The organism is Pseudomonas sp. SDO5532_S415, from assembly GCF_054071155.1.
On record NZ_JBSVWS010000001.1, the window covers coordinates 1 to 21,020 of the forward strand.

A 21,020-nucleotide genomic window follows, 5' to 3' on the forward strand; every position below is an offset into this window, starting at 1 on the left:
CACAGGGGATTTATGTCACTCACAGATCCAGTGTGGGAGCGAGCCTGCTCGCGAAGAGGCCAGTCCAGTCAGCGCAAAGCCAACAGCCCCTGCACCAGCGGCTCAAGCGCCAGATCATTAACCGCTTTGACCTTATCGATCAACGCCACCGGCCAACTCTCAAGCCCCAGACAAGCCCCAAGCATCGCCCCAAGAATCGCCGCGATGGTATCGGTGTCGCCACCCAGGCTCGCCGCCATGCACAGCGCTTCGAAGGCATTCATTTCGCCGATGGCCACTTGCTGGGCCAGGGCAAACGACACCACCACCGATTCTTGCGAAGCTACCGAGGTGCCGATCACGTCGTACAGCAAATCGGCGAGCATCGCCTTGTCGTTGTCGACGCTGATGGTCCGTGCCCAACTGATGCGCGAAGCGATTCGTCCGCCGGCAACCCAGTGGCCATGGCTTTCCGCTTGCTGCGCGATTTGCTGGCCGAGGTTCAACGCCTCGCCCAGGTCCAGACCGTTGATCCCGGCCGAGACCACCGCCGCCACCGCCGCCGCACTGGAAATGCCCAGCGTGGTGTTGTGGGTGACCTGACAGGCCTGCACCACGGCCGCGATGAAATGCTCGGGATCGGCGACATCCGCGGCAATCCCCACCGGGGTGATGCGCATCGCCGCACCATTGGTGGTGCCGTAGCGCCCCGCTTCTTCCGCCGAATGGCCGGCGAGAATCATCTCGATGGCGCGCTTGGTCGAAGGGCCGAGCAGATCCTGCGAACCCTTGGCCTGCATTTCGGCTTCCCATTCGATCAGCCGTTGGGCGAGCAGCGCCGGTTCGATCCGGCCCTTGCCGTCGAGCAACAACTGACCGACCAGGATCGCCTGTTCGGTGTCATCAGTGATCGAGCCTTTAGGCATGTTGGCGGCGATTGGTTGAAGAGGACCAGCGTCTTGCAGGTCGATGATTTCGCCGAAGCGCACCTTGATCTCGGCACGGCTCAGGGATTGGGTCGGCATGCCCAGTGCGTCGCCCAGGGCCAGACCGTAGAACGCACCCAAGGCACGATTGAGCGCTGTCATTTCATCGTTCCAAATTGCAGGTGCATACGGAAATGCACGGGATCGAGCAGGCTTTCGACCTGCTCCATGAAGCGGTTTTGCCGATCGTAGGTGGTGCGCAGGGCCTTGAGGAATACGGTGCCGACCGGACGCCCCAACAGCTCGGCGTCTTCGGCGTTCAACGGTTCGGCGCCGATCCATTGATCGCCGCGCTCACCGATGTAGCCGTAGGCGGCCAGGGTGATGGTCAGGGAGTTATCAATCAAACCGACCCGCGGCAGGCCTTCCAGGCCTCCAGTCGCGGGCATCAATGAGCGTTCGAGGGAAACCAGCGTACCGTCGTTGGAGCGGCGACGACGGTCGAGGGTGATGAATTGGTCGGTGCCGAAACGCGACAGCAGGTCAGGACGGGTCACCGCCTCCAGCCGCAGCACCTCGGTATTGACCAGCGCGCCGCTGTCGGCCAGGGCCTGGGCCCAGCCGCTGCGCTGGTCGAGTGCCACACCGTCGAACGTGACGATGGAACCCACCCCGCTTTGCGTCGCGATGTAGTTGCGCCGTTTCAATTCGGCCAGGGCTTCACGCAATGTACCTCGGCTGACTTTGAATTCTTGAGCCAACTGATGCTCGCCCGGCAGATGAAAGCCGTCTTCCATGAGACCGCTTTCAATGCGCCGGATGAGCTCGTCGACCACCCGTTGTTTCTTGTCGAATCGTACCTGTCTAATCATGTACAAATTGATACCCGAAACGAGTTGGAGCGAGCAAGGGAAATTTGGGGGAAGTGACGGAAGGAATGAAACTAATAGTGAGTGCAACACCGACTAATGTGGGAGCGAGCCTGCTCGCGAAGACGTCGGCACGTCCGACATCAACGTGTCAGACCCACCGCTTTCGCGAGCAGGCTCTCTCCCACAAGGGATATACGGCGGGCACAAAACTTTCGAGCGACACCGGTCAACTGTGGGAGCGAGCCTGCTCGCGAAGACGTCGGCACATCCGACATCAACGTGTCAGACCCACCGCTTTCGCGAGCTGGCTCGCTCCCACAAGGGATGGGGGTCAGCGTTGCTTGAGGCGATCGATGACGACAGCCAGCAACAAAATCGAACCCCGAATCACATACTGGTAAAACGTATCGATGTTCTTCAGGTTCATCGCGTTCTCGATGATCGCCAGAATCAACACCCCGGCAATCACGTGACGGATCATGCCGATCCCGCCACTGAGCGACACCCCGCCCAACACGCAGGCCGAAATTACCGTCAGCTCGAAACCCTGGCCGATCATGGGCTGGCCCGAGGTCATGCGTGACGCCAGGATCACCCCGGCCAGCGCACCGATCAACCCGTGCACGGCGAAGATGATGATCTTGGTCCGGTCAACGTTGACCCCCGCCAGCAGCGCCGCTTCCTGGTTGCCGCCGATGGCCATGGTGTTGCGCCCGTAGGTGGTGTAGTTGAGCAACCAGCCGAAGAACAGGAAACAAACGATGGTGATCAGGATCGGAACCGGCACGCCGAACAACTGGCCATTGCCGAACACGAAGAACGATTCCTGGGACACGCCCACCGCTTTGCCGTTGGCGAAGATGTAAGCCAGGCCGCGCACGATCTGCATGGTCGCCAGGGTGGTGATCAACGCATTGACCCGCAACTTGGCAATCACGATGCCGTTGATCAGACCGACGATCAGCCCCATTACCAGTGCCGCGCTGACACCGAGGAACACGCTGTCGGTGTCACGCATCACCACCGCCGCGACCACGCCGGCGCAGGCAATCACCGAGCCCACCGACAAGTCGAAATGCCCGGACGCCAGGCAATACAACATGGTGCACGCAGCAATCCCCGTGGTGGAAATCGCCAGGCCCAGGCCGCGCATGTTCAACGGCGAGAGGAAGTTGTCGATCAGCAAGGTGCAGAGCACGAAGATCCCGACGGCCGCCAGCAGCATCACCCAGTCATCGAGAAAGCGCCGCAGGTCCAGGGGTTTGCGTGCAGTCGGCAGGGTTTCGTTTTGGGTTGTCATCATAGTCACCTCTCAGTTCGCCACGCCGTCAGCGCGTTGGCGCGGCAAAGCCAGTTGCAGCAAGTTGGATTCATTGGCCTGTTCGCGGCTCAGTTCGCCGCGCATCGAGCCTTCGCACAGCACCAGGATGCGGTCGGAAATGCCCATCACTTCCATCAGGTCGCTGGACACCACGATCACCGCGATACCACTGGCGGCCAGGTTGTGGATGATCTGGTAGATCTCGGCCTTGGCACCGATGTCGATGCCACGGGTCGGCTCGTCGAGCAGCAAGACTTTCATCGGCATCGACAGCCAGCGACCGAGAATCGCCTTCTGCTGATTGCCACCGGACAGGAACTTGATCTGTTGCCCGGCGTGGGGCGTCTTCACTTTCAGCGCCTTGATCTGCTTGTCGGCGTTGTCCTTCTCCCAGATCCCGCGGATCAGGCAACCGAGGCCGGAGTGGGCACCGCGGGCGCTGATGTTGATGTTCTCGGCGACGCTGGCCAGCGGAATAATGCCCTCCTTCTTGCGATCCTCCGGGCAGAGCAGAATGCCGGCGGCGATGGCATCGCGAGGCGAGCGCAGTTTCAGCTCATGGCCACGCAACTCAAGGCGGCCGGCGGTGTTGCGCTCCAGACCGCTGAGCAGGCGAAACAGCTCCGTGCGGCCGGCGCCGACCAGACCGAACAGCCCGAGAATTTCGCCTTTGTGCGCCTCGAAACTCACCGGTTCCCGCAAACCCGGCCCCAGCAGGCCATCGACCTTCAACGCCACCGCGCCTCGCGGACGCGGGCGATAATCGTAAATGTCCTGGATGTCGCGGCCGACCATGCACGTGACCAATTGATCGTGGGTCAGCTCGCTCATGTCTTCGAAGGTGCGCACGTATCGGCCGTCCTTGAACACCGTCACCGCGTCGCAGATACGGAACACTTCTTCCATGCGATGGGAGACGTACAACACCACTTTGCCCTCGTCGCGCAGGCGACCGATGATCGCCATCAAGCGATCGATCTCCCGCGCCGAGAGGCTGCTTGTCGGTTCGTCGAAGGCAATCACATGGGCGCCACGGGACAAGGCCTTGGCAATCTCCACCAGTTGCCGTTGCCCGAGGGACAGTCGTCCGACTTTCTCCTGCGGATCGATCTCGTCCGCCAGGCCTTTGAGGCAGGCCAATGCTTGCTGACGCAAAGTGCGGCGATTGATCAGGCCGAAACTGGCCGGCAGGTGACCGAGGAACAGGTTTTCCGCCACGGTCATTTCCGGGACCAGGTGCAACTCCTGGTGGATCACCGCTACGCCGCTGCCAATGCTGTCGGCCGTGGACTTGAAGTCCATCGTTTGCTCGCCGATCTGCAACGTGCCGCTGCTCGGGATATAGGCCCCCCCGAGGATTTTCAGCAGCGTTGATTTGCCGGCGCCATTCTCGCCCATCAAGGCATGAACCTGCCCCGGATGGGCGACGAAATTGATATTGTCCAAGGCCTTCACGCCGGGAAAAGTCTTGCCGATCCCGTTGAAGCGCAAGCAGCCGCCTGGAGTCTGTTGCTGTACTTGTGTTTGCGCGTGCATAACCACCTCATCACACAGATCAGGCGGCCCCGTTTCCAGAGCCGCCGATGAAATCAACCGGCCCTCAGTTCCACAGGCCGATCTTTTCCAGTTCCTGCTTGAAGTTGTCGCGAGTGATCAGCGTCACGTCGTCCATGGCGGTGTATTTCGCCGGTTCTTTGCCGGTGGTAATCCACTCGTACATCATGCTGGCGGTGTTGTAGCCCTCGATGTGCGGGCTCGGCAGCATCGAGCCGTAGAAGCCGCTGTCGGGTTTCTTCAGTTCGCCAATGGCGTCGGTGCCGTTGATGCCGATGCCGATCACGTTCTTCGCCGCGAAACCGGCGCTCTCGGTGGCGCGCACGCCGCCCAGCACGGTGTTGTCGTTCATGCCGCCGATGATCAGGTTCTTCGCCGCGCCCGGCAGTTTCACCAGCGCCGAGTTGGTGGCATCCATGCTGCCCGGCACGTCGAGGGTTTTCAGGGCCGAGAACAGGATGTGATCCTTTGGCATGCCGGCATCTTCCAGCGCCTTGACCGAACCGTCGGTGCGTTTCTTGCCGGTATCGAGTTCGTTGTAGGTGTTGATGACCGCGTAGGTGTCTTTCCATTCCCAGCCGCGTTTTTTCGCTTCGGCGGCCATGGCACTGCCTTGTTTCTGGCCGACTTCGAAGGCAGCCATGCCCAGGTAAGGAACGTCTTCCATGAACTTGCCGCTGGCATCGACGAAACGGTCATCGACAGCAATCACTTTCAAGCCGTTGAGCTTGGCCTTGGCCATGATGGCCGGGCCCAGGGACACATCCGGCGGGCAGATCACAAACCCTTTGGCGCCATTGGCCGCCAGGCTGTCGATAGCCGACAGGGTTTTCTCACCGTCCGGCACAGCGATCTTGATCAGGGTGAAGCCCTTGTCCTTCCCGGCTTTTTCGGCGAACGCCCATTCGGTCTGGAACCAGGGCTCTTCCGCTTGCTTGACGAGAAAACCGATTTTCACTTCCTCCGCCGCCAGCAGCGTGCTGCTCAGGCTGACCGCGCTGACCGCCAAAGCGGCACAGCACAGGGAACGGATTGCATGACGACGATTCATAAGCTGACTCCTTGTTATTTTTGTGAGCATTCTTCGAAAGCGTTCTTTGAAGCGGTGAAACCGTACTACCAATAGTCATATCGTATGATGATTGGATTTCAAGCGTAGTTGTGCGCTTGGCATCCCGCTCATTCAGTCGTGGTACATCACCGAGCGTCCCCCATCGATGGTGATGCACGAAGCATTGATGAACGGCGCATCATCGCTGGCCAGGAACACCGCGGTCATCGCCACTTCGATCGGCTGGCCGATGCGGCGCGGCGGGTGCAGGTCGAACGCGCGCTGACGCTCGGCATGGGGGTCGGCAAAACCATTCCAGTAGTCGACGTTCAGTTGGGTTTCGATGTAGCCCGGTGCAATGGCGTTGACGCGAATACCCTTGGGCGCATATTCGATGCCCAGTGCACGGGTCAGGCCGAGCAGGCCGTGCTTGGCCACCGGGTACGGGAAGCAGCCGGGAATGATGTGGCTGGAATGGGTGGAAGCAATGTTGATGATGCTGCCGATGCCCTGTTCGATCATCTGCGGCAACACCGCCTTGCAACCGTACCAGGCGCCATCCAGGTCAATGGCGAAGCAACGACGCCAGTCTTCTTCGGTCATTTCCAGCGGATCGCGGAACACGTTGACTCCGGCGCAGTTGACCAGCACGTCGATCCGGCCGTGACGCTCCACCGCCAGTCTGGCCATCGCCTGCAGATCCTGCTGCTGCGATACGTCGGCCTTGATCGCCACGACATCGGCGCCCTTTTCCCGCCAGTGAGCCGCGACTTTTTCGACTTTCTCGGCCTGAATATCGCTGATGACCAGCTTGGCTTGCTGCGAAACAAAGGTCGCGACAATCGCTTCGCCGATACCCTGGGCAGCGCCGGTCAACAGCACGACTTTGTTTTTCAGGCGCTCGCCCTTGGGCGGCTCGGGCACCGGTGGCAAGGAAAGAGGTTCAGCCATGGATCAAGACTCCTGTTCGAAAGCACGACGAAAACCGGGCATCTGCGGATGTCCGGTCAAAAAGCCTTGCGGAAAAACAGGCAGGCGCGAAAACGTTTCAGCACAGAGCTGTTCGGGAATGCTGACTCCTCTGGGGAGTGCGGGGAAATATCGCTGCATCACTTCACCTGTTTTGTTTTTTTAAGTGTGAGTGCGTGTAACTGAGCGTGGAACGATGGTGCCGACTATAAACCCGGCCCGCAAACAATCTCAATATATAATTTATCATCCCATATTTAGGGATTTATCCGGCAAATCGGCTACAGAGCTTTCCGGGCACATCGACGCGAATCGCCAGGACCGCTCCATCCAGCGAACAATCGAGCGGACTGGCGGCACTGGTGACGTACAGGGTTTTCAGGTCGGAATCGCCGAACACACAACTGGTCGGACGGCTGACGGGCAGCTCGATCACCCGATCGACTTTGCCGTCCGGTGTCAGCCTGAGCAGGCAACTGCCGTCCCATCGGGCATTCCAGATAAACCCTTCAGCATCCATCGCCGAACCATCGGGGCCGCCACGCCCATGCGGGCCAAACCAGGGTTGAGCAGGTTCAAGACTGCCGTCAGTACGAATGAAATGCCGGTACAGCGTGCCATCAAGGCTGTCGCCGAAAAACACGGACGTAGCGTCGTCGCTCCACAGCAACGTATTGGGAATACCCAGGCCACGGAGCAGCGGCGTCACCCGGGCATCGCGATCAATACGAAACAGCCCGCCGGAACGCCGCTCGATGGGCAGATCTTCGCCCTGCTCACCGATGTTGTTTTGCATGGTGCCGAGCCAGAGCCGGCCCAGGGCATCGCAACGGGCTTCGTTGGCGCGGTTGCCCGGTTGCGGGTCGGCGACACATAGCAATGTCAGTCCTGGTTCCAGACCCGGCGAGTCCAGATCCAGTCGATAGACTCCACTGCTCAATGTCACCAGTGCATCGCCACTTGCACAGGGAATGAAAGCCGATACGTGCTCCGGCATCTGCCAGATCTGCACATTGGCGCCGATCAACCGCAGCGCTTGCTTGCCGGCGATGTCTACCCAATACAGCGCCTGCGTCGGGGCATCCCAGAACGGGCCTTCGCCGAGTTGTGCCCGGTGTTCGGTTACCGCGGTCCACGCCATGAAACCTCCTGCATTGTTCTTGTTTTTTGTGGGAGCGAGCCTGCTCGCGAAAGCGGTGAATCAGTCGACATCTATGTTGAGTGTGCCGGCCCCTTCGCGAGCAGGCTCGCTCCCACAAGGGGTCTATGTTGTCAGCCGGTTTTTTTGTCGGCCATCACTTGCGGGTAATAGCGCTTGATGGCCAGGTCGGCGTTATCGATCAGGGTCATGCAGGCCCAGACCGCCCGCGCGGTATCCCGAGCGGCAATGGCGTCGGCCATGTCCTTGTGAATAGGCAAGGTGCGGCGCAACTCGTCCGGGTCGGCGGCAGACACTTCAAAGCATACGGCCAGCAGCGCACCGAGGGCCGGGACCATTTGTTCGATGAATTGATTGTGGCTGGCGGCGAGGATGCACTCGTGGAACAACTGGTCGGCACGGTTGTAATCGATGCCGCTGTCCACTGCCCGCTCGAGGGCGTTGCAGGCCAGCTGAATCGCCTCCACCTGCGGAGCAGTTGCGCGCTCGCAGGCCCAGCGCACTGCCATCGGTTCGATGGTGCGGCGTAGATCGAGCAAGTCATCGACGAAGTTTTCCGGCAGACCGCTGCGTGAGAGCCAGCCGACGACCTGTGGGTCGAACAGATTCCAGCGCCGAACCGGCAACACCCGGGTACCGACCTTCGGCCCCACTTCGAGCAGGCCCTTGGCGACCAGCGTCTTGATGGCCTCGCGGATCACCGTGCGGCTGACACCGAGCTGCTCGCCCAGATCTGCCTCGACCTTGAGGGTTTCCCCCGGCTTGACCTGCCCGGCAGCGATCCAGCAACCCAGCCAATCGACCGTCGACGCGTGAAAACTGCTGGACAATGGACACCTCAAAGCCAATCGCTATGGAGGCCCACGCTAATCATCATACGATTGGGTGTCAAATTGATTTTTGAGGAACTACACAGATTTATTGTGGGAGCGAGCCTGCTCGCGAAGGTGTCTATGTATCCGACATCAATGTGTCAGATACACCGCTTTCGCGAGCAGGCTCGCTCCCACAGGATTGGTGTTACGGCTCAAGACCGATTCGGAAGAACTCGCCTGCGCTCCACACGCCGAGCCAACGCTGCCCATCGATTTCACGACTGACAGCCAGCTCCACCAGCTGATAGAACACATTGCGATGGATCAGCGCTTCGAGATTGCTGCGTATGTGGACGTAGGGAGCCGGCTCTTGTGTCTCAGGATCAATCACCACGCGAATCGGGTGTTCGGCACCCGCCTCGGCGGTCTCATCGACATTGGTGATGAAGCGCAGGACCTGAGCCTCACCCTCGCCTTCCACTTCCAGCGCAACGGCCACAAAGGGTGCGTCGTCGACTTTGATGCCGACCTTCTCGACCGGAGTAATGAGGAAATAATCATCGCCGTCGCGGCGAATGATGGTGGAGAACAGCTTGACCATCGGCTTGCGCCCGATGGGCGTGCCCAGGTAATACCAGGTGCCGTCGCGGGCGATACGCATATCGATATCGCCGCAGAAGTCGGGATTCCACAGGTGGACCGGCGGCAAGCCTTTGGTCTTGGGGATTTGCCCCAACAGGTCGTTGGCTTTTTGCGGGCCACTCATGGCGATCTCCTTGGATTACTGGTCGCTGAGCCCCAACAGGCTGCGAGCATATTGCTCAAGCGGCGGGCCCATCAGGTCTTCTGGCTTTTCGTCGTGGAACGTCAGCAAACCGCCACGACTCTTGATACGTGCAGTATCAATCAAATACTGGGTGCTGGTCTCGATCAACATGATCTGAATCACACCGGTGTCGATGCCGAGACGGTCCACGGCTTCCTGATCCAGCCACTCATCCGAGTTGCCGATGCGGTCATCGGACTTGGCGAATCGGGTGTAGAGCAAGTAATGGGCACCGACGGCACGGGCTTCGCTCATGGCCTGGTCAAGACCTTCCGGCGTGCGCGCACGACGAACCATCGGGAAGTATTCAACAAAACCGTCAAAGGCGACTTCAGCGATCACGTTGGGACGCGGGTAAACGGCACTGCCCGGCGGCACGAAGGCGCCCTGGGCAATGTAGACGAACGAATCCGGCTGAATGCGCAGGTTATTCACGCGGCGGCTGTCACTGTGATCCAGCAGACCGGCGTCGCTCATATGGTAGCGAGTGCCTTCGGCCATATCGCTGACATTCATGCAGCCACCGAGCGCCAAAACGGCCAGCAGCAAAACCAGGCTACGCATCCTATCCTCCAGAAGCCGGTGACGGAAAACCGGCGAATGGCCGTGGGATGCAGCTTTTGCGCCAGCTTGTGACCAGCAACATTTCATGGACCTCTTTGCGAGCAGGCTCGCTCCCACACAGATTTGCGCCAACCCTGTGGGAGCGAGCCTGCTCGCGAAGAGGCCGGTTCAGCCGCCGATAATTTTCATGACCGTCGCACCACCGGAAAACGCCACTTCCTGCTTGTCGCCCAAGGCTTTCACCAGCAGCCTCTGCAACGCCGGCAGTGCCTGATGACGCGGCTTGTCCAGCAGGTCGCCGACGTAGTGGCGGTTACTCGACGAGAGACAGCCATGGAGCCATCCCGTGGAAGAAAGACGCAGCCGTGAACAGGTACGGCAGAAAGGCACACTTTCATTGGCGATTACGCCGAAATATCCCTGCCCCGGTATTTCATAACGCACCGCCGTCGCGTCCACCGGCGCATCAGCCTGCAGATACTCATAGCGTTCGCCAATCAGGCCGAGTAATTGCTGAAGGCTGACGAACTGCTGCAGGAAGGCGTTTGAGTCGCTGGCCAGGTGGCCCATGCGCATCAGCTCGATAAAGCGCAGCTCATAGCCGCGTTCCAGGCAGTAATCGAGCAATGGCATCACCTGATCGAGGTTCTGACCGCGCAGGGGCACCATATTGACCTTGATCTTCATGCCGGCCGCGCGGGCCTGCTCCATGCCGTTGAGCACCGTTGCCAGATCGCCACCGCGGGCAATGCCGCGAAATGCGCTGGCATCCAGGGTATCGAGGGAAACGTTGATGCGCCGGATACCGGCGTCCACCAGCAACGGCAGTTTCTTCGCCAGCAATTGACCGTTGGTGGTCAGGCTGATGTCTTGCAAGCCCATCCGCCCAACCGCTGTCATGAAGGTTTCGAGTTTAGGACTGACCAGCGGCTCGCCACCGGTGATGCGCAGGCGCTCGATGCCCGCCGCCTCGATCAGATAGGCCACACCGCGCGCCATGGCTTCGGCCGACAACTCATCCTGCGCAGCCACCAGCCGCTTGCCGTTGGGCACGCAGTAGGTACAGGCGTAGTTGCAGGCGGAGGTCAGGCTGACTCGCAAATTGCGAAAACGCCTGCCTTGACGGTCAACGATCATGATCACTCCGGCGGAAGAATATTCGGACCGCTAAAACTTGACTCACAAATCAAGTTTTAGCAAGTCCCATGCCTGAGTATATTCCTGCGGTACTGCGCCAAGTAGCTAAATAATGGCGCAATCAGGTTGCTGAATGGCTTAGCTGCTCGGGGTGTCGGTGTCGCGCTTGCGCTTGTTGCCCATGCGCACGCCGATGTCCATGAGGAACTGGAAGAAACCTTCCTGATCTTCCAGCACATTGCTCCAGAACGGCGAGTGATACAGCGCCACGGCACCGTGCACCAGCGCCCAGGACGCGCAGTAATGGAAGTATGGCGGCACGTCTTCAAGCTTGCCTTCGCTGATCCGGCCCTTGATCAGCAGGGTCAGGCGTTCGAAGTTCGAAGCACGGATCTTGTGCAGCTCCTCGATCATCTCCGGCACCTGATTGCCCTTGACCACCTTTTCTTCCAGGCGGTCGAACAAGCGATAACGCTGTGGATCGCGCATGCGGAATTCGAAATAGGCGCGGGACAGGGCTTCCTTGTCCTTGTCGACGTCGGCGGAGTGCAACAGTTCGTTCAAATCGCGCTCGTAATCGAGCATCAGGCGCAGGTAGATCTCGGCCTTGGACTTGAAGTGCTTGTAGATCGTGCCTTTGCCGATACCGACGGCATCAGCAATCATCTCGACGGTGACACTGTCTTCACCTTGTTCGAGGAACAGCTTGAGCGCGGTATCGAGAATTTCTTGCTCGCGGCGACGAAACTCACGGACCTTACGAGGTTCTTTATGCATAAGAAAAGGTCTGTAGGGGTCAAAATTCGAAGCCGCGTATTATGCCTAAATTACGCAAAAATGCACGGATCATCCGACCATATCTATGTTTCTTGAGTATTTCCTGCAGGGTGGCCTGTTGATGAGAACTCTTCTGAAGCGCCCGTATTCCAAATTTGTTTAAAAACCTTGACCGACAAACTGGACTCGGCGAAATACTGATCAATACTTGAACTGTCGGCGAGGCATCTCCCCCAAGTGTCGCGCCGATATTGGTACCAACGGACCGCGTACCATTGTTTTACTCCTAATGGTCTTAACCCGGATTCACCCCCCAGAACCCGGGTTTTTTTTGCCTGCGATTTAACCTTTCACATGCGCTAACGGAAACAGACGCTTGAAATTTTCCGTCGTCTGTTCGGCAAATCGCTCGAAAGACTCACCACGCAACATTGCCAGAAATTCCGCCACCTCGCGTACGTACTGCGGCAGGTTCGGCTTGCCACGATACGGGATCGGGGCCAGATACGGCGAGTCGGTTTCCACCAGCAACCGGTCGGCCGGCACCTTGCTCGCCACATCACGCAATGCATCGGCATTGCGGAACGTGACAATCCCGGACAGAGAAATGTAATAACCCATGTCCAACGCGGCTTTCGCCATATCCCAGTCCTCGGTGAAGCAATGCAGCACGCCCGCCTGGGGCAGCGCCGCTTCACGCAGCAGGTTCAAGGTATCGGCGCGGGCGCCACGGGTATGGATTATCACCGGCTTGCCCGTCTGCTGCGCGGCCTGCAGGTGCAACCTGAAAGATTCCTGCTGCAACTCGGCCGCTTCCGGCTCGTAGTGGTAATCCAGGCCGGTTTCGCCGATGGCCACCACCCGCGGGTGATTGAGCTCATGCAGCAGCCAGTCCAGCGCAGGCGCCGCCCCCGGCTGCACATCCAGAGGATGCACGCCGACCGAACAGTCGACATCCTCATAGCGCTCGGCCAGGGCTTTGACGTCGGCGGCGTTGTCGGCGCTGACACCAATGCACAGAAAGTGCCCTACCCCGCGCTGGCGGGCCGCATCGAGAGCGGCGTCCAGGGAGCCTTCGTGGGCGGCAAGGTCGAGGCGATCAAGGTGACAATGGGAATCTACGAGCATAAAGGGCTGCAACTTACATCGTATGAGTGGGACGGTCGGACTTCAGGGCTCCGGCCAGATAGGTTTCGATTCGACTGCGCGCGGGGACAACATGCCGTTGCGCGGCACGAGGCTGACAGGCTCATTCATGCTGACCTCCACTGCTGATACTCAGAGTCTAGGCCCGGACTGTCACCTCTGGGTAGGCAGGGAGGCCCATTGCACCAGCAGTGCCTCCAGCAGCAACACCCGATTGAGGTTGGCTTTGCTCAGCACCTTCTGGCGCTGGGCGAGGATCCAGTCCTGGATATTCAGGACTTTGTCCTGGCCGGTTTTCTGTGCCAGGTATTGAATGACCTTGCGCATATCCGTCAACCCGAGCCCTTCTTCATCCTGGGTCAGCTGGTAGCGAAGGATCAGGCTCGACCAATCGCAGAACCAGTCGAACAGCAGCAACAACGGAATCGCGTTCCAGCCTTCGGCCAGTTGCGTCGGCGATTGCTGCTGCTTGAGCAACTTTTTCACCCCATCGACCACTTGCGCGCGTTGCTCGCGCACGCCCTGGGCGTGCAGGTTGACGGCGGCCAGGGGCGAACCGGCGGCCAGGGTCAGCAATTCGATGCGCTCTTCTTCCGAACAGTCCGGCAGTGCCCTGGCCAGCCACGCCAGACTCATGGCCTCGCTCGGCAGCGGACAAGCCTGCTGCACGCAGCGGCTCTTGATGGTCGGCAAGAGACGACTGGGCTGGTGGCTGACCAGCAGCAATACCGTATCGCCGGACGGCTCTTCAAGACTTTTGAGCAAGGCGTTGGCGGCATTGATGTTCATCGACTCGACCGGCTCGACCAGCACCACTTTGCGACCGCCCAGTTGTGCGGTTTGAACCACGAAGCTGACCAGATCGCGGACCTGATCGACCTTGATCGCCTTGTCGGCCTCTTCCGGTTCGAGAATGTAGTTATCGGGGTGACTGCCGGCCTTGAGCAATAAACAGGATTTGCATTCGCCACAGGCATCTTGCGCCGTCGGGCGCTGGCACAGCAGGCTGGCCATCAAGCGCTCGGCCAGCGCCCGCTTGCCGATCCCGGCCGGGCCATGCAGCAAATAGGCGTGAGCATGCTGCGTACGGCCCGCCAGTTGCTGCCAGAGGCTGTCCTGCCAGGGGTAGGCTTCAGCCACGGGTCAGCTCCAGCAGACGCGGCAACAAGCCATCCAGGGATTGCTGAACCTGCGCCAGCGGTTGCGCAGCATCGATCAGCACGTAACGCGCCGGCTCCGCGGCCGCGCGCTGGAGGAAGGCACCGCGTACGGCATCGAAAAACGTCCGGCCTTCGAGTTCGAAGCGATCCAGGCGGCCACGGGCACTGGCGCGGGCCAGGCCTACTTCAACCGGCAAGTCGAATATCAGCGTCAGGTCAGGACGCAGATCGCCCTGCACAAAGGTTTCCAGCGTGGCGATACGCTCCAGCGACAATCCGCGACCACCGCCCTGGTAGGCGTAGGTCGAATCTTGTTTCGGAACATCACAAAATGTAAACGTCATGGTATAGTTCGGAATGATAAGAAATGTAAACCCACAGAAACCCAGTAAATTCCCGGCTTTCAGGCCGATTACAGGAGGTATTGCCCGATGAAAAAGATCCTTGGACTAGCAGCAAAGGCTCGCTCCGGCAAGGACACGGCAGCCTCCATACTTCTTACACACCCACAAGTTGCAGCCTACGCGCTGGCAGATCCCTTGAAGGCGGGCTGTCAGGCCTTGTTCGCTCTGACACCTGAACAGACGTGGGATGATACAGCAAAAGAGAAAACGCTGACCGCGTGGGGTTTGTCGCCTCGCGAGTTCTTCCAGCTCGTCGGTACCGAATGGATGAGAACTCACGATTCCCTGCATTGGCTTAAGCGTGCAGATCGCGAGATCAATGGCGAGGTACTCCCACCCTCTCCCCTATCCGCTGAACAAGTCACAGATCCGGACGGTGCATTCATCCAGGCAGCTCAAGCGTTCTTCGGCTTGTCCGACAGTCAAGCATGGGACATCGCCCAACGCGAAGTTGAAGACGCCTTCTGGGGCCTGTCAGTCGACGCCATGATTGAGCTGGTCAAGAAACTGACTTTGCGTGACTTCCCTCACTTCCATGTACAGAGATCTGCCCATTTAAACCTCAGCAAGCACGAGCAGGGCAAGAACATCACTGCGCCCAAGCTGGATCTTGAGAATAAAGAAGTCATCATCATCAAGGACATCCGCTTCGAGAACGAGGCTGAATACATTCGTAATCTGAACGGCGAAATCTGGCACGTCGTCCGCCATCACCTGGAACAAGTCAAGCAGCACTCTTCTGAAGCAGGGATCGAAGTAGCCCGGGGCGATATCGTCATCGAAAACAATGGATCCCTCGCCGAGTACAAGCACGCGATCGAAAACGCCTGGAACGACCTGATCCAGAAGATCGACTTACAAAACAACAATAACGACTCTAGAAGCTAGGAGTTGCCGTGCCTATTTTTGTACCCGTTTCTGAGAGTTCCTACCCACTTGCCCCAACCAGCGACTCCCAAGCTGTACCGTGTGACTACCTGGGCCATCCGTTCTGGGATGCTCAGTCTGCACTTTGCGCGGCGTTACACTTGGTTTTCGTGAAATATGCCGAAACGCATCGACGGATCTCGGTCTACAGCTTGAGGCAATCGATCACATTGTTTTTTGACTTTGCTATCGAGCACAACGCCCGCAATCCCGAACCCCTGCAACTCAGGTATCTGACGGACCTCTCCGGTGAGGTATACAACCAATTCAAGAGTTTTGTTCGACGAGTTGATAAACCCGGGGACCTGGCGAACAAACTCAAGTCAGCAATCGCTTCCGTAGCAAAGATTTCGGATTTGATTGACGACCTGATGCTGCCGGTGGCGTCCAGAAGCGCGCCCAAAAAACCCACCGAGCCCATTGTGGGCGACTCCTACCTGCAACTGTCAGATGCTTTGAAGACGCATATCGACAAGCTGTACGCCAAACTTGAGTTTCGCAAGACCGTTGATAACGCAGAGCCGTATACGCTAGAAGCAGTGCTCGACGAATACTGTGCGCCTTATTCACGCGAGTACATCTTCCTGTGGGCTCAGGACAAGGCCGACCGCAAACAGAGGCTGACCACCAGCAATCTCACCTTCAAGCTCAAGCACTCAACAGACCCTGAGCTTCGGGCACTCGCTGACGAACCTGATCGCCTAGCGCGCTTTAAAGAAATGTTCGAGAACCGCCCCGCGTGTTATCGCTTTGAAGAAGCCCGGGATCCCTTTGACAGCAGCCTCTGGCACTGGAATCCAGACGACGCACGCGCGCTGAAGACGATGGTTGCGAACGGATACCCCATGGACGTGCCGTTTGAATCGCTAGGCTCCACCTACTCGTCAACTTACCTTCTCTCGAAAGGTGATTGCGACAACATCGTCCAATTGATGTTGTTTCGATGGAACCGACTCGGTAGCAAGGAGCTGATCCGTTATCCCCTGAAGCCTTGGGATGACATGCTTGAGCTGTACTTTCCGTCGATGATGGATATGTCGGTGATCATCATGTTCATCATGCTGCAAAGCAACTGGAACAAGGAGACGGTGCTCGCCACCGACCTGGATAACTTTGAGCACCCGCTTACCGGCGCCATGTCCGAAAGCCAGGTGATTATTCAGTCAGAAAAGAACCGCTCCCAAGGGACCGACAAACCCTACTACGCCCCCAAAACTATTCCAGCGATCAGTGACAAGGACAACCGCTTTTCAAGTTACAACCTGATCAAGCTTGCCGACGCCCTGTCCGAACCGTTGAAAGGTTATGCCTTTGATGTCATCCCTGTTGGTCAAGAACACCTTATCTATAACCCACTGTTTCTTTGCCTGCGTTTTTACGGTTCGTGGGCGAGCAAAGGGGGACGCCACACCTCTGCTACGAACATAAAGGCCTTTCTGCGAGGGGTAAAAGAGTTCCTCAAGCACTATCCAATCCGCGAAAAAGGCAAGCCTCTGACCTCCGCCAAGGAAATCACCAAACGCTTGCGTCCCACGTGGGCGATTTATAAGAAGAAAGCCGACAGCGCAGGGCTCGGCCTGCTCGCCATGCAACTGTCTCACGCCGATACCCTCGTCACGGACGTTCACTACGCGAACTCGTCCGTCGCCATCGCTGAACGCGAGGAGCGACTGCGATCGGAACTCGAGGCGATCGTCCAACTGCTCCTCAATCGTCAATATCAAGATTTGGTGGGCAAGCACATCGAGAAGCCCATCGATTTGCCCATGAAGATCTTTCACATCCCAGGTCAAGAACGACCAATGTGGTCCTGTAGCAATCAATTGAAACCGACTTGGTATGGAGCACGACTGCATGTCAAAAAGGGCGAGCGCTGCTACTCGATCCGTAACTGCATGTTCTGCGAGCAATGCAATCTGTATGACGACTCCTTGCCCTATCTAATGCAACGCAGAATTCATGTACAGGAACTCATCGAAGATCGCCCTTCCAGTGAGACCGAATACAGCGACTCATTGGATACCGAGCTCAAAATCATCGAGTCCGTCCTGGACAACTGGGAAGACCCAGACTCATTGAAGGCAGCTTCCAGGTACCAACGTCGCAACGCCCCTCTCCTCCCCCACGACCTGGATTTCCTGCAACTTATTTTTGAAGAAGAGGACATGTAATGAAAAACAATAAGAATCCTCAGCCTGACCCAACCTACGCATCCGATCTGTTGGACGAGCTCGTTTATACCCACCAGGCTGAAGCCCACCTGATGGCTGACGCTCTCGTTCAGGGAGGCCAAGAGCGCCTCGAGAACGTTCAATCAGACCTTGGACAAACAAAATCAAAAAAGGAACAAAAGCCGAAAGCTAAAAGGAGCAGCTCCGCCAAGCGCGAGGTCGATCAGGAGGGAGACGACGATCTCGACAATGAAAGCGAAGAGAACGATGTAGAGGACGAGTTCGCCGATGAAATGGAAAGCGAACTAAAGACCGTCATAGAGGAAATCGCTGAGGAAGAGCTGGCCGCTCTTCTGGAAGAGACTGGCGGCAAACGTAAGCAAACGCTGAGTACACTCGCGACGAAGCTAAAAGTCTTTCCGAAGGGTGATTTTCCTGTCTCGCCTTACTCGACATACGATCAGAACGTATGGACGCTGTTCGTCAATAAATATGGCTCAGCGCGTCGTATCAACTTCGAGGGCATGCCATCCTCAATGATCGAGCTCAGGAAGGCCATCACCTTCCACCAGATTCCTGAGTTTGCGCCGTTCGGGGGAGTCCGGAGCTACGTCACGACATATTGGCATTCAAGCCTGTTCACGATTCTCGATCGTTATCTGATGAAGCCTAACTTTCTGGATGGCTCTCCAGAGTCGATCCGCCTGATCAACCTTCGTATGGTCAACAAGGCATTGGATGACGCAAAGAACACCGACGGCAGTCCCCGTCATTACCATTCTCTGTTCTACATGCTGCGCTTTTGGAGTTCCCTAAGCACCCAAGGCTTGATGCCTGAAGGTCTTGCGCTGGATCTAAACATGCTGAAGGTAGACACCGTCGAGCGCCGTAAGGACGTTATCTTGCAGTATGCCGGCAGCATGGGTACCTGGATGCCGTTCAGCGAAGAAGATCTCGGACAGTTGGTCAATTACGCTCTTTTCTGGACAGAGAAAGCGTTGCCACGGCTCCTCCAAGTGGTCGAGTACGTCAAACAGAAGAATCTGGACAGCACAAAAAAATGTGCAGTGGTCAGGTATGAGGCTGACCAAGAGCTGGAAGACATGCTGAACATCGAACTGGACGGTGTGAAAGTGGTGTCTGCATCGAAAAAATTCTATGAGTACAGGTACGGCAAGAGGGAACAGTATGTCTACAACTGGCTTCGCTCCTATGCGGTGAGCGTAGACCATGTCAGAAACGCGGTGTATGTACTGCTCGCCTTGATCACCGGACTTCGCGCCAGCGAATTGCGCGACTTGAAATTCAGCAATCTCATTAAGGATGGCAATGGGATCTACACGTTGCGTGCGGTTCGTTACAAAACCGCTGCTGACCCCAATGCAGGCGAAGTAGCGTACTTGCCCATCCCGCAGTTCATCGGCCAGAAAATTGATGAGCTCGAGCGCCTTCGCTCGATCTATACGCTCAAGGCCCAGGACTTTATTTTCCAATCGACTAAAGGCCGCAAGGGACTCAACAAACCCAATAGTCATATGTTGGCTCTGATCAACCGAGAGCTGAGCGAAGCTACGGGTGTTGACCGGATTCACTGCCATCGCTTTCGCAAAACCATCGCAGAGATTTTAATCAATAGAAGCGAGCGAAACATTGATCTTATCCGCCATCTCTTTGGCCACAAAAGCTATGCAATGACGCTCAAATACATTGGTCGCAATCCATTTTTGGTGCGAAGCGTTGCCCTGGCGATTGAACAGAACTATACGATCGAGTTTTCTGAGATCGTCAAAGCCGTACAGCACGGAGCATCCTCCGGCCCAGTCGCCGAACGGTTGATGGAGCGAATCCAAGCGCGGCCAAATGCGTTCACGGGCAAGCAACTGAAGGTGACCGTCTTCGAGTATGTCTCCCATCTTTTGTCCTCCGGAGAGCCACTTTTCATCCATCGGACAGCCATGGGTACTTTCTGCGTTAGTACACAGACCTATTCATCTCCAAACCTGCCTCCTTGCCTGGCCCACCTCAAAGGCCCGGTGAGCAATGCCTTGCCCAACCACAGGCTCTGTGACAACCAATGCCAACACATCATCGTGGTAGAAAGCGCCAGATCGGCTCTGCAGGACAACAAAACGTTCTACACCAACCTCCTGGAAAAGTCGGCAGACACATTGAGTGAACGGGCCAAGAAGATGATCCGGCAAAAGATTGCGGGTAACACCCAGCACCTGGAAAACCTTGAGCGTACCGGCGTCCATATCATTCCAACGAAGGTCGTCGCATGAACCCGCCAGATACTCGCAGCCTACTCGTTGAGTTGATCAAACAGCACCAGCTCGAAAATGGCTTGATCAAGCTGGGCGTCGCCGAACTCTCGATGCGAGCCGGCATCACCCGTCAGGCTTTCAATCGATATTACAATGACCTCAAAGACTACTGTCAGGGAAAATCGATAGCGCAGCTGCTCGCCGAGAACCCGGCAACAGCCAAGGACTTCATTGCCAAGCGCGAAAGTGAAGTTGAAGAGCTTCGCGAAGAAATTCGGGCACTGAAAATTCAACACAAAAAAGATATTGAACAGGCGGTAAACAAACACATTACCTCCTTGATGAACAATGACCTCTCCGCGTTTGAGGCCAACGAAATTAGCACAGTACTCGAAAAACAGAGCCAGCATAATGAAATGCTCAAACGCAAAATGACGCATCTGGAGCTTAAACAAGCCCGTCATCACCTGATCGAAGCCTCGTCCGAGCTCGCTCGCGATCAAAAAACACTGAAGGATGCAAAAAACTTCCTGGAATTCTCGTTAGACCTCACCAAGGCACAGACTGAATACCAGAAAACCCAGGATTTCGAAAAGTATGAAGACAGCAAGGAAGCTGAGATTTCAAAAATCATAGAAACAATAAAAAAATTTCCTGACCAAGAAAGCATTGAGGTACATCTTTTTCAGGAGCGCTACATTTCATCTTTCAAAGACTTCACCCACTCGCTGAATGCGAAACTTGATAGGCTGCTCGTTCCAATACGCTTGCCTATGTTTGAAAAAACAGATATTGGGTTGCTGCTTAACGACCTGAAGACGGTAGCGAATATTTCCATTCATGTTCCTTATGTACAATCAGAGGCTATCGCGGCAGCAAACCGTAAGTTCATGTTTCGGGGTGTGCCAAAGGAGGAATTTGATGACGCCGACAAAGCTTCCACACCACAAATAGCCTGGGGCTTTGACGAAGTCCATATCTACCGTGTGCGCTGAGGT

The 21,020-nt window shown here is 57.2% G+C and carries 18 protein-coding genes and 2 pseudogenes; 4 read left to right on the forward strand and 16 right to left on the reverse strand.

Annotated elements, in window-relative coordinates; translation table 11 throughout:
• Positions 1 to 68: 68 nt before the first annotated feature.
• From ACW9HW_RS00005 to ACW9HW_RS00080, 16 genes and pseudogenes are all read right to left on the reverse strand, one after another.
• Entirely contained in the window at positions 69 to 1,067 is a 999-nt protein-coding gene (locus ACW9HW_RS00005) for an ADP-ribosylglycohydrolase family protein (protein ID WP_457397251.1), read from the reverse strand.
• Entirely contained in the window at positions 1,064 to 1,777 is a 714-nt protein-coding gene (locus ACW9HW_RS00010; protein WP_095195586.1) for a GntR family transcriptional regulator, read from the reverse strand. The genes ACW9HW_RS00005 and ACW9HW_RS00010 overlap by 4 nt, the downstream gene beginning before the upstream one ends.
• A gap of 331 nt (positions 1,778 to 2,108) precedes the next feature.
• A complete protein-coding gene (araH, locus tag ACW9HW_RS00015) occupies positions 2,109 to 3,077 on the reverse strand; it encodes an L-arabinose ABC transporter permease AraH (RefSeq protein ID WP_095195599.1) in 969 nt (322 codons plus the stop codon).
• A gap of 12 nt (positions 3,078 to 3,089) precedes the next feature.
• Positions 3,090 to 4,634 carry an L-arabinose ABC transporter ATP-binding protein AraG gene (gene araG / locus ACW9HW_RS00020; RefSeq protein WP_095195584.1) on the reverse strand — a complete coding sequence of 515 codons (1,545 nt, stop codon included), beginning with the start codon at positions 4,632 to 4,634 and terminating at the stop codon, positions 3,090 to 3,092.
• Positions 4,635 to 4,698: 64 nt separating this feature from the next.
• Positions 4,699 to 5,703 carry a substrate-binding domain-containing protein gene (locus ACW9HW_RS00025; RefSeq protein ID WP_095195583.1) on the reverse strand — a complete coding sequence of 335 codons (1,005 nt, stop codon included), beginning with the start codon at positions 5,701 to 5,703 and terminating at the stop codon, positions 4,699 to 4,701.
• Positions 5,704 to 5,835: 132 nt separating this feature from the next.
• The gene (locus ACW9HW_RS00030) at positions 5,836 to 6,654 is read right to left on the reverse strand and encodes an SDR family oxidoreductase (protein ID WP_095195582.1); all 819 of its coding nucleotides are present in this window, start codon (positions 6,652 to 6,654) and stop codon (positions 5,836 to 5,838) included.
• Between the two features lie 283 nt (positions 6,655 to 6,937).
• The gene (locus ACW9HW_RS00035; RefSeq protein ID WP_457397255.1) at positions 6,938 to 7,813 is read right to left on the reverse strand and encodes an SMP-30/gluconolactonase/LRE family protein; all 876 of its coding nucleotides are present in this window, start codon (positions 7,811 to 7,813) and stop codon (positions 6,938 to 6,940) included.
• A gap of 131 nt (positions 7,814 to 7,944) precedes the next feature.
• A complete protein-coding gene (locus ACW9HW_RS00040; RefSeq protein ID WP_457397256.1) occupies positions 7,945 to 8,661 on the reverse strand; it encodes a FadR/GntR family transcriptional regulator in 717 nt (238 codons plus the stop codon).
• A gap of 190 nt (positions 8,662 to 8,851) precedes the next feature.
• Entirely contained in the window at positions 8,852 to 9,412 is a 561-nt protein-coding gene (locus ACW9HW_RS00045) for a DUF1285 domain-containing protein (RefSeq protein WP_095195579.1), read from the reverse strand.
• A 15-nt stretch (positions 9,413 to 9,427) separates the two neighbouring features.
• Positions 9,428 to 10,036 carry a DUF4823 domain-containing protein gene (locus ACW9HW_RS00050; protein WP_128606708.1) on the reverse strand — a complete coding sequence of 203 codons (609 nt, stop codon included), beginning with the start codon at positions 10,034 to 10,036 and terminating at the stop codon, positions 9,428 to 9,430.
• Between the two features lie 168 nt (positions 10,037 to 10,204).
• Positions 10,205 to 11,173 carry a GTP 3',8-cyclase MoaA gene (locus tag ACW9HW_RS00055; RefSeq protein ID WP_095195577.1) on the reverse strand — a complete coding sequence of 323 codons (969 nt, stop codon included), beginning with the start codon at positions 11,171 to 11,173 and terminating at the stop codon, positions 10,205 to 10,207.
• A 138-nt stretch (positions 11,174 to 11,311) separates the two neighbouring features.
• Positions 11,312 to 11,950 carry a TetR/AcrR family transcriptional regulator gene (locus ACW9HW_RS00060; RefSeq protein WP_034149949.1) on the reverse strand — a complete coding sequence of 213 codons (639 nt, stop codon included), beginning with the start codon at positions 11,948 to 11,950 and terminating at the stop codon, positions 11,312 to 11,314.
• 342 nt (positions 11,951 to 12,292) lie between these two features.
• Positions 12,293 to 13,078 carry a TatD family hydrolase gene (locus ACW9HW_RS00065; RefSeq protein ID WP_095195576.1) on the reverse strand — a complete coding sequence of 262 codons (786 nt, stop codon included), beginning with the start codon at positions 13,076 to 13,078 and terminating at the stop codon, positions 12,293 to 12,295.
• 13 nt (positions 13,079 to 13,091) lie between these two features.
• Positions 13,092 to 13,160: pseudogene (locus ACW9HW_RS00070) on the reverse strand (PilZ domain-containing protein); the annotation flags it as partial.
• 89 nt (positions 13,161 to 13,249) lie between these two features.
• Positions 13,250 to 14,236, reverse strand: a complete 987-nt coding sequence (locus ACW9HW_RS00075; RefSeq protein WP_457397260.1) for a DNA polymerase III subunit delta' — start codon at positions 14,234 to 14,236, stop codon at positions 13,250 to 13,252.
• Positions 14,229 to 14,567, reverse strand: a pseudogene (locus ACW9HW_RS00080) (dTMP kinase); the annotation flags it as partial. The pseudogene ACW9HW_RS00080 and the gene ACW9HW_RS00075, both read right to left, overlap by 8 nt.
• 120 nt (positions 14,568 to 14,687) lie before the next feature.
• Here ACW9HW_RS00080 and ACW9HW_RS00085 point away from each other — a divergent pair.
• Genes ACW9HW_RS00085 through ACW9HW_RS00100 form a run of 4 tightly spaced genes read left to right on the forward strand, consistent with a single transcriptional unit; the run spans position 14,688 to position 21,017 of the window.
• Positions 14,688 to 15,548, forward strand: coding sequence for a deoxynucleotide monophosphate kinase family protein (locus ACW9HW_RS00085; RefSeq protein ID WP_457397261.1), 861 nt, complete (start codon positions 14,688 to 14,690; stop codon positions 15,546 to 15,548).
• An 8-nt stretch (positions 15,549 to 15,556) separates the two neighbouring features.
• Positions 15,557 to 17,758 (forward strand): hypothetical protein, encoded by a 2,202-nt coding sequence (locus ACW9HW_RS00090; RefSeq protein ID WP_457397263.1) that lies wholly within the window; start codon positions 15,557 to 15,559, stop codon positions 17,756 to 17,758.
• Entirely contained in the window at positions 17,758 to 20,040 is a 2,283-nt protein-coding gene (locus tag ACW9HW_RS00095) for a tyrosine-type recombinase/integrase (RefSeq protein ID WP_457397264.1), read from the forward strand. The genes ACW9HW_RS00090 and ACW9HW_RS00095 overlap by 1 nt, the downstream gene beginning before the upstream one ends.
• The gene (locus ACW9HW_RS00100; protein ID WP_457397265.1) at positions 20,037 to 21,017 is read left to right on the forward strand and encodes a hypothetical protein; all 981 of its coding nucleotides are present in this window, start codon (positions 20,037 to 20,039) and stop codon (positions 21,015 to 21,017) included. The genes ACW9HW_RS00095 and ACW9HW_RS00100 overlap by 4 nt, the downstream gene beginning before the upstream one ends.
• Positions 21,018 to 21,020: the final 3 nt, after the last annotated feature.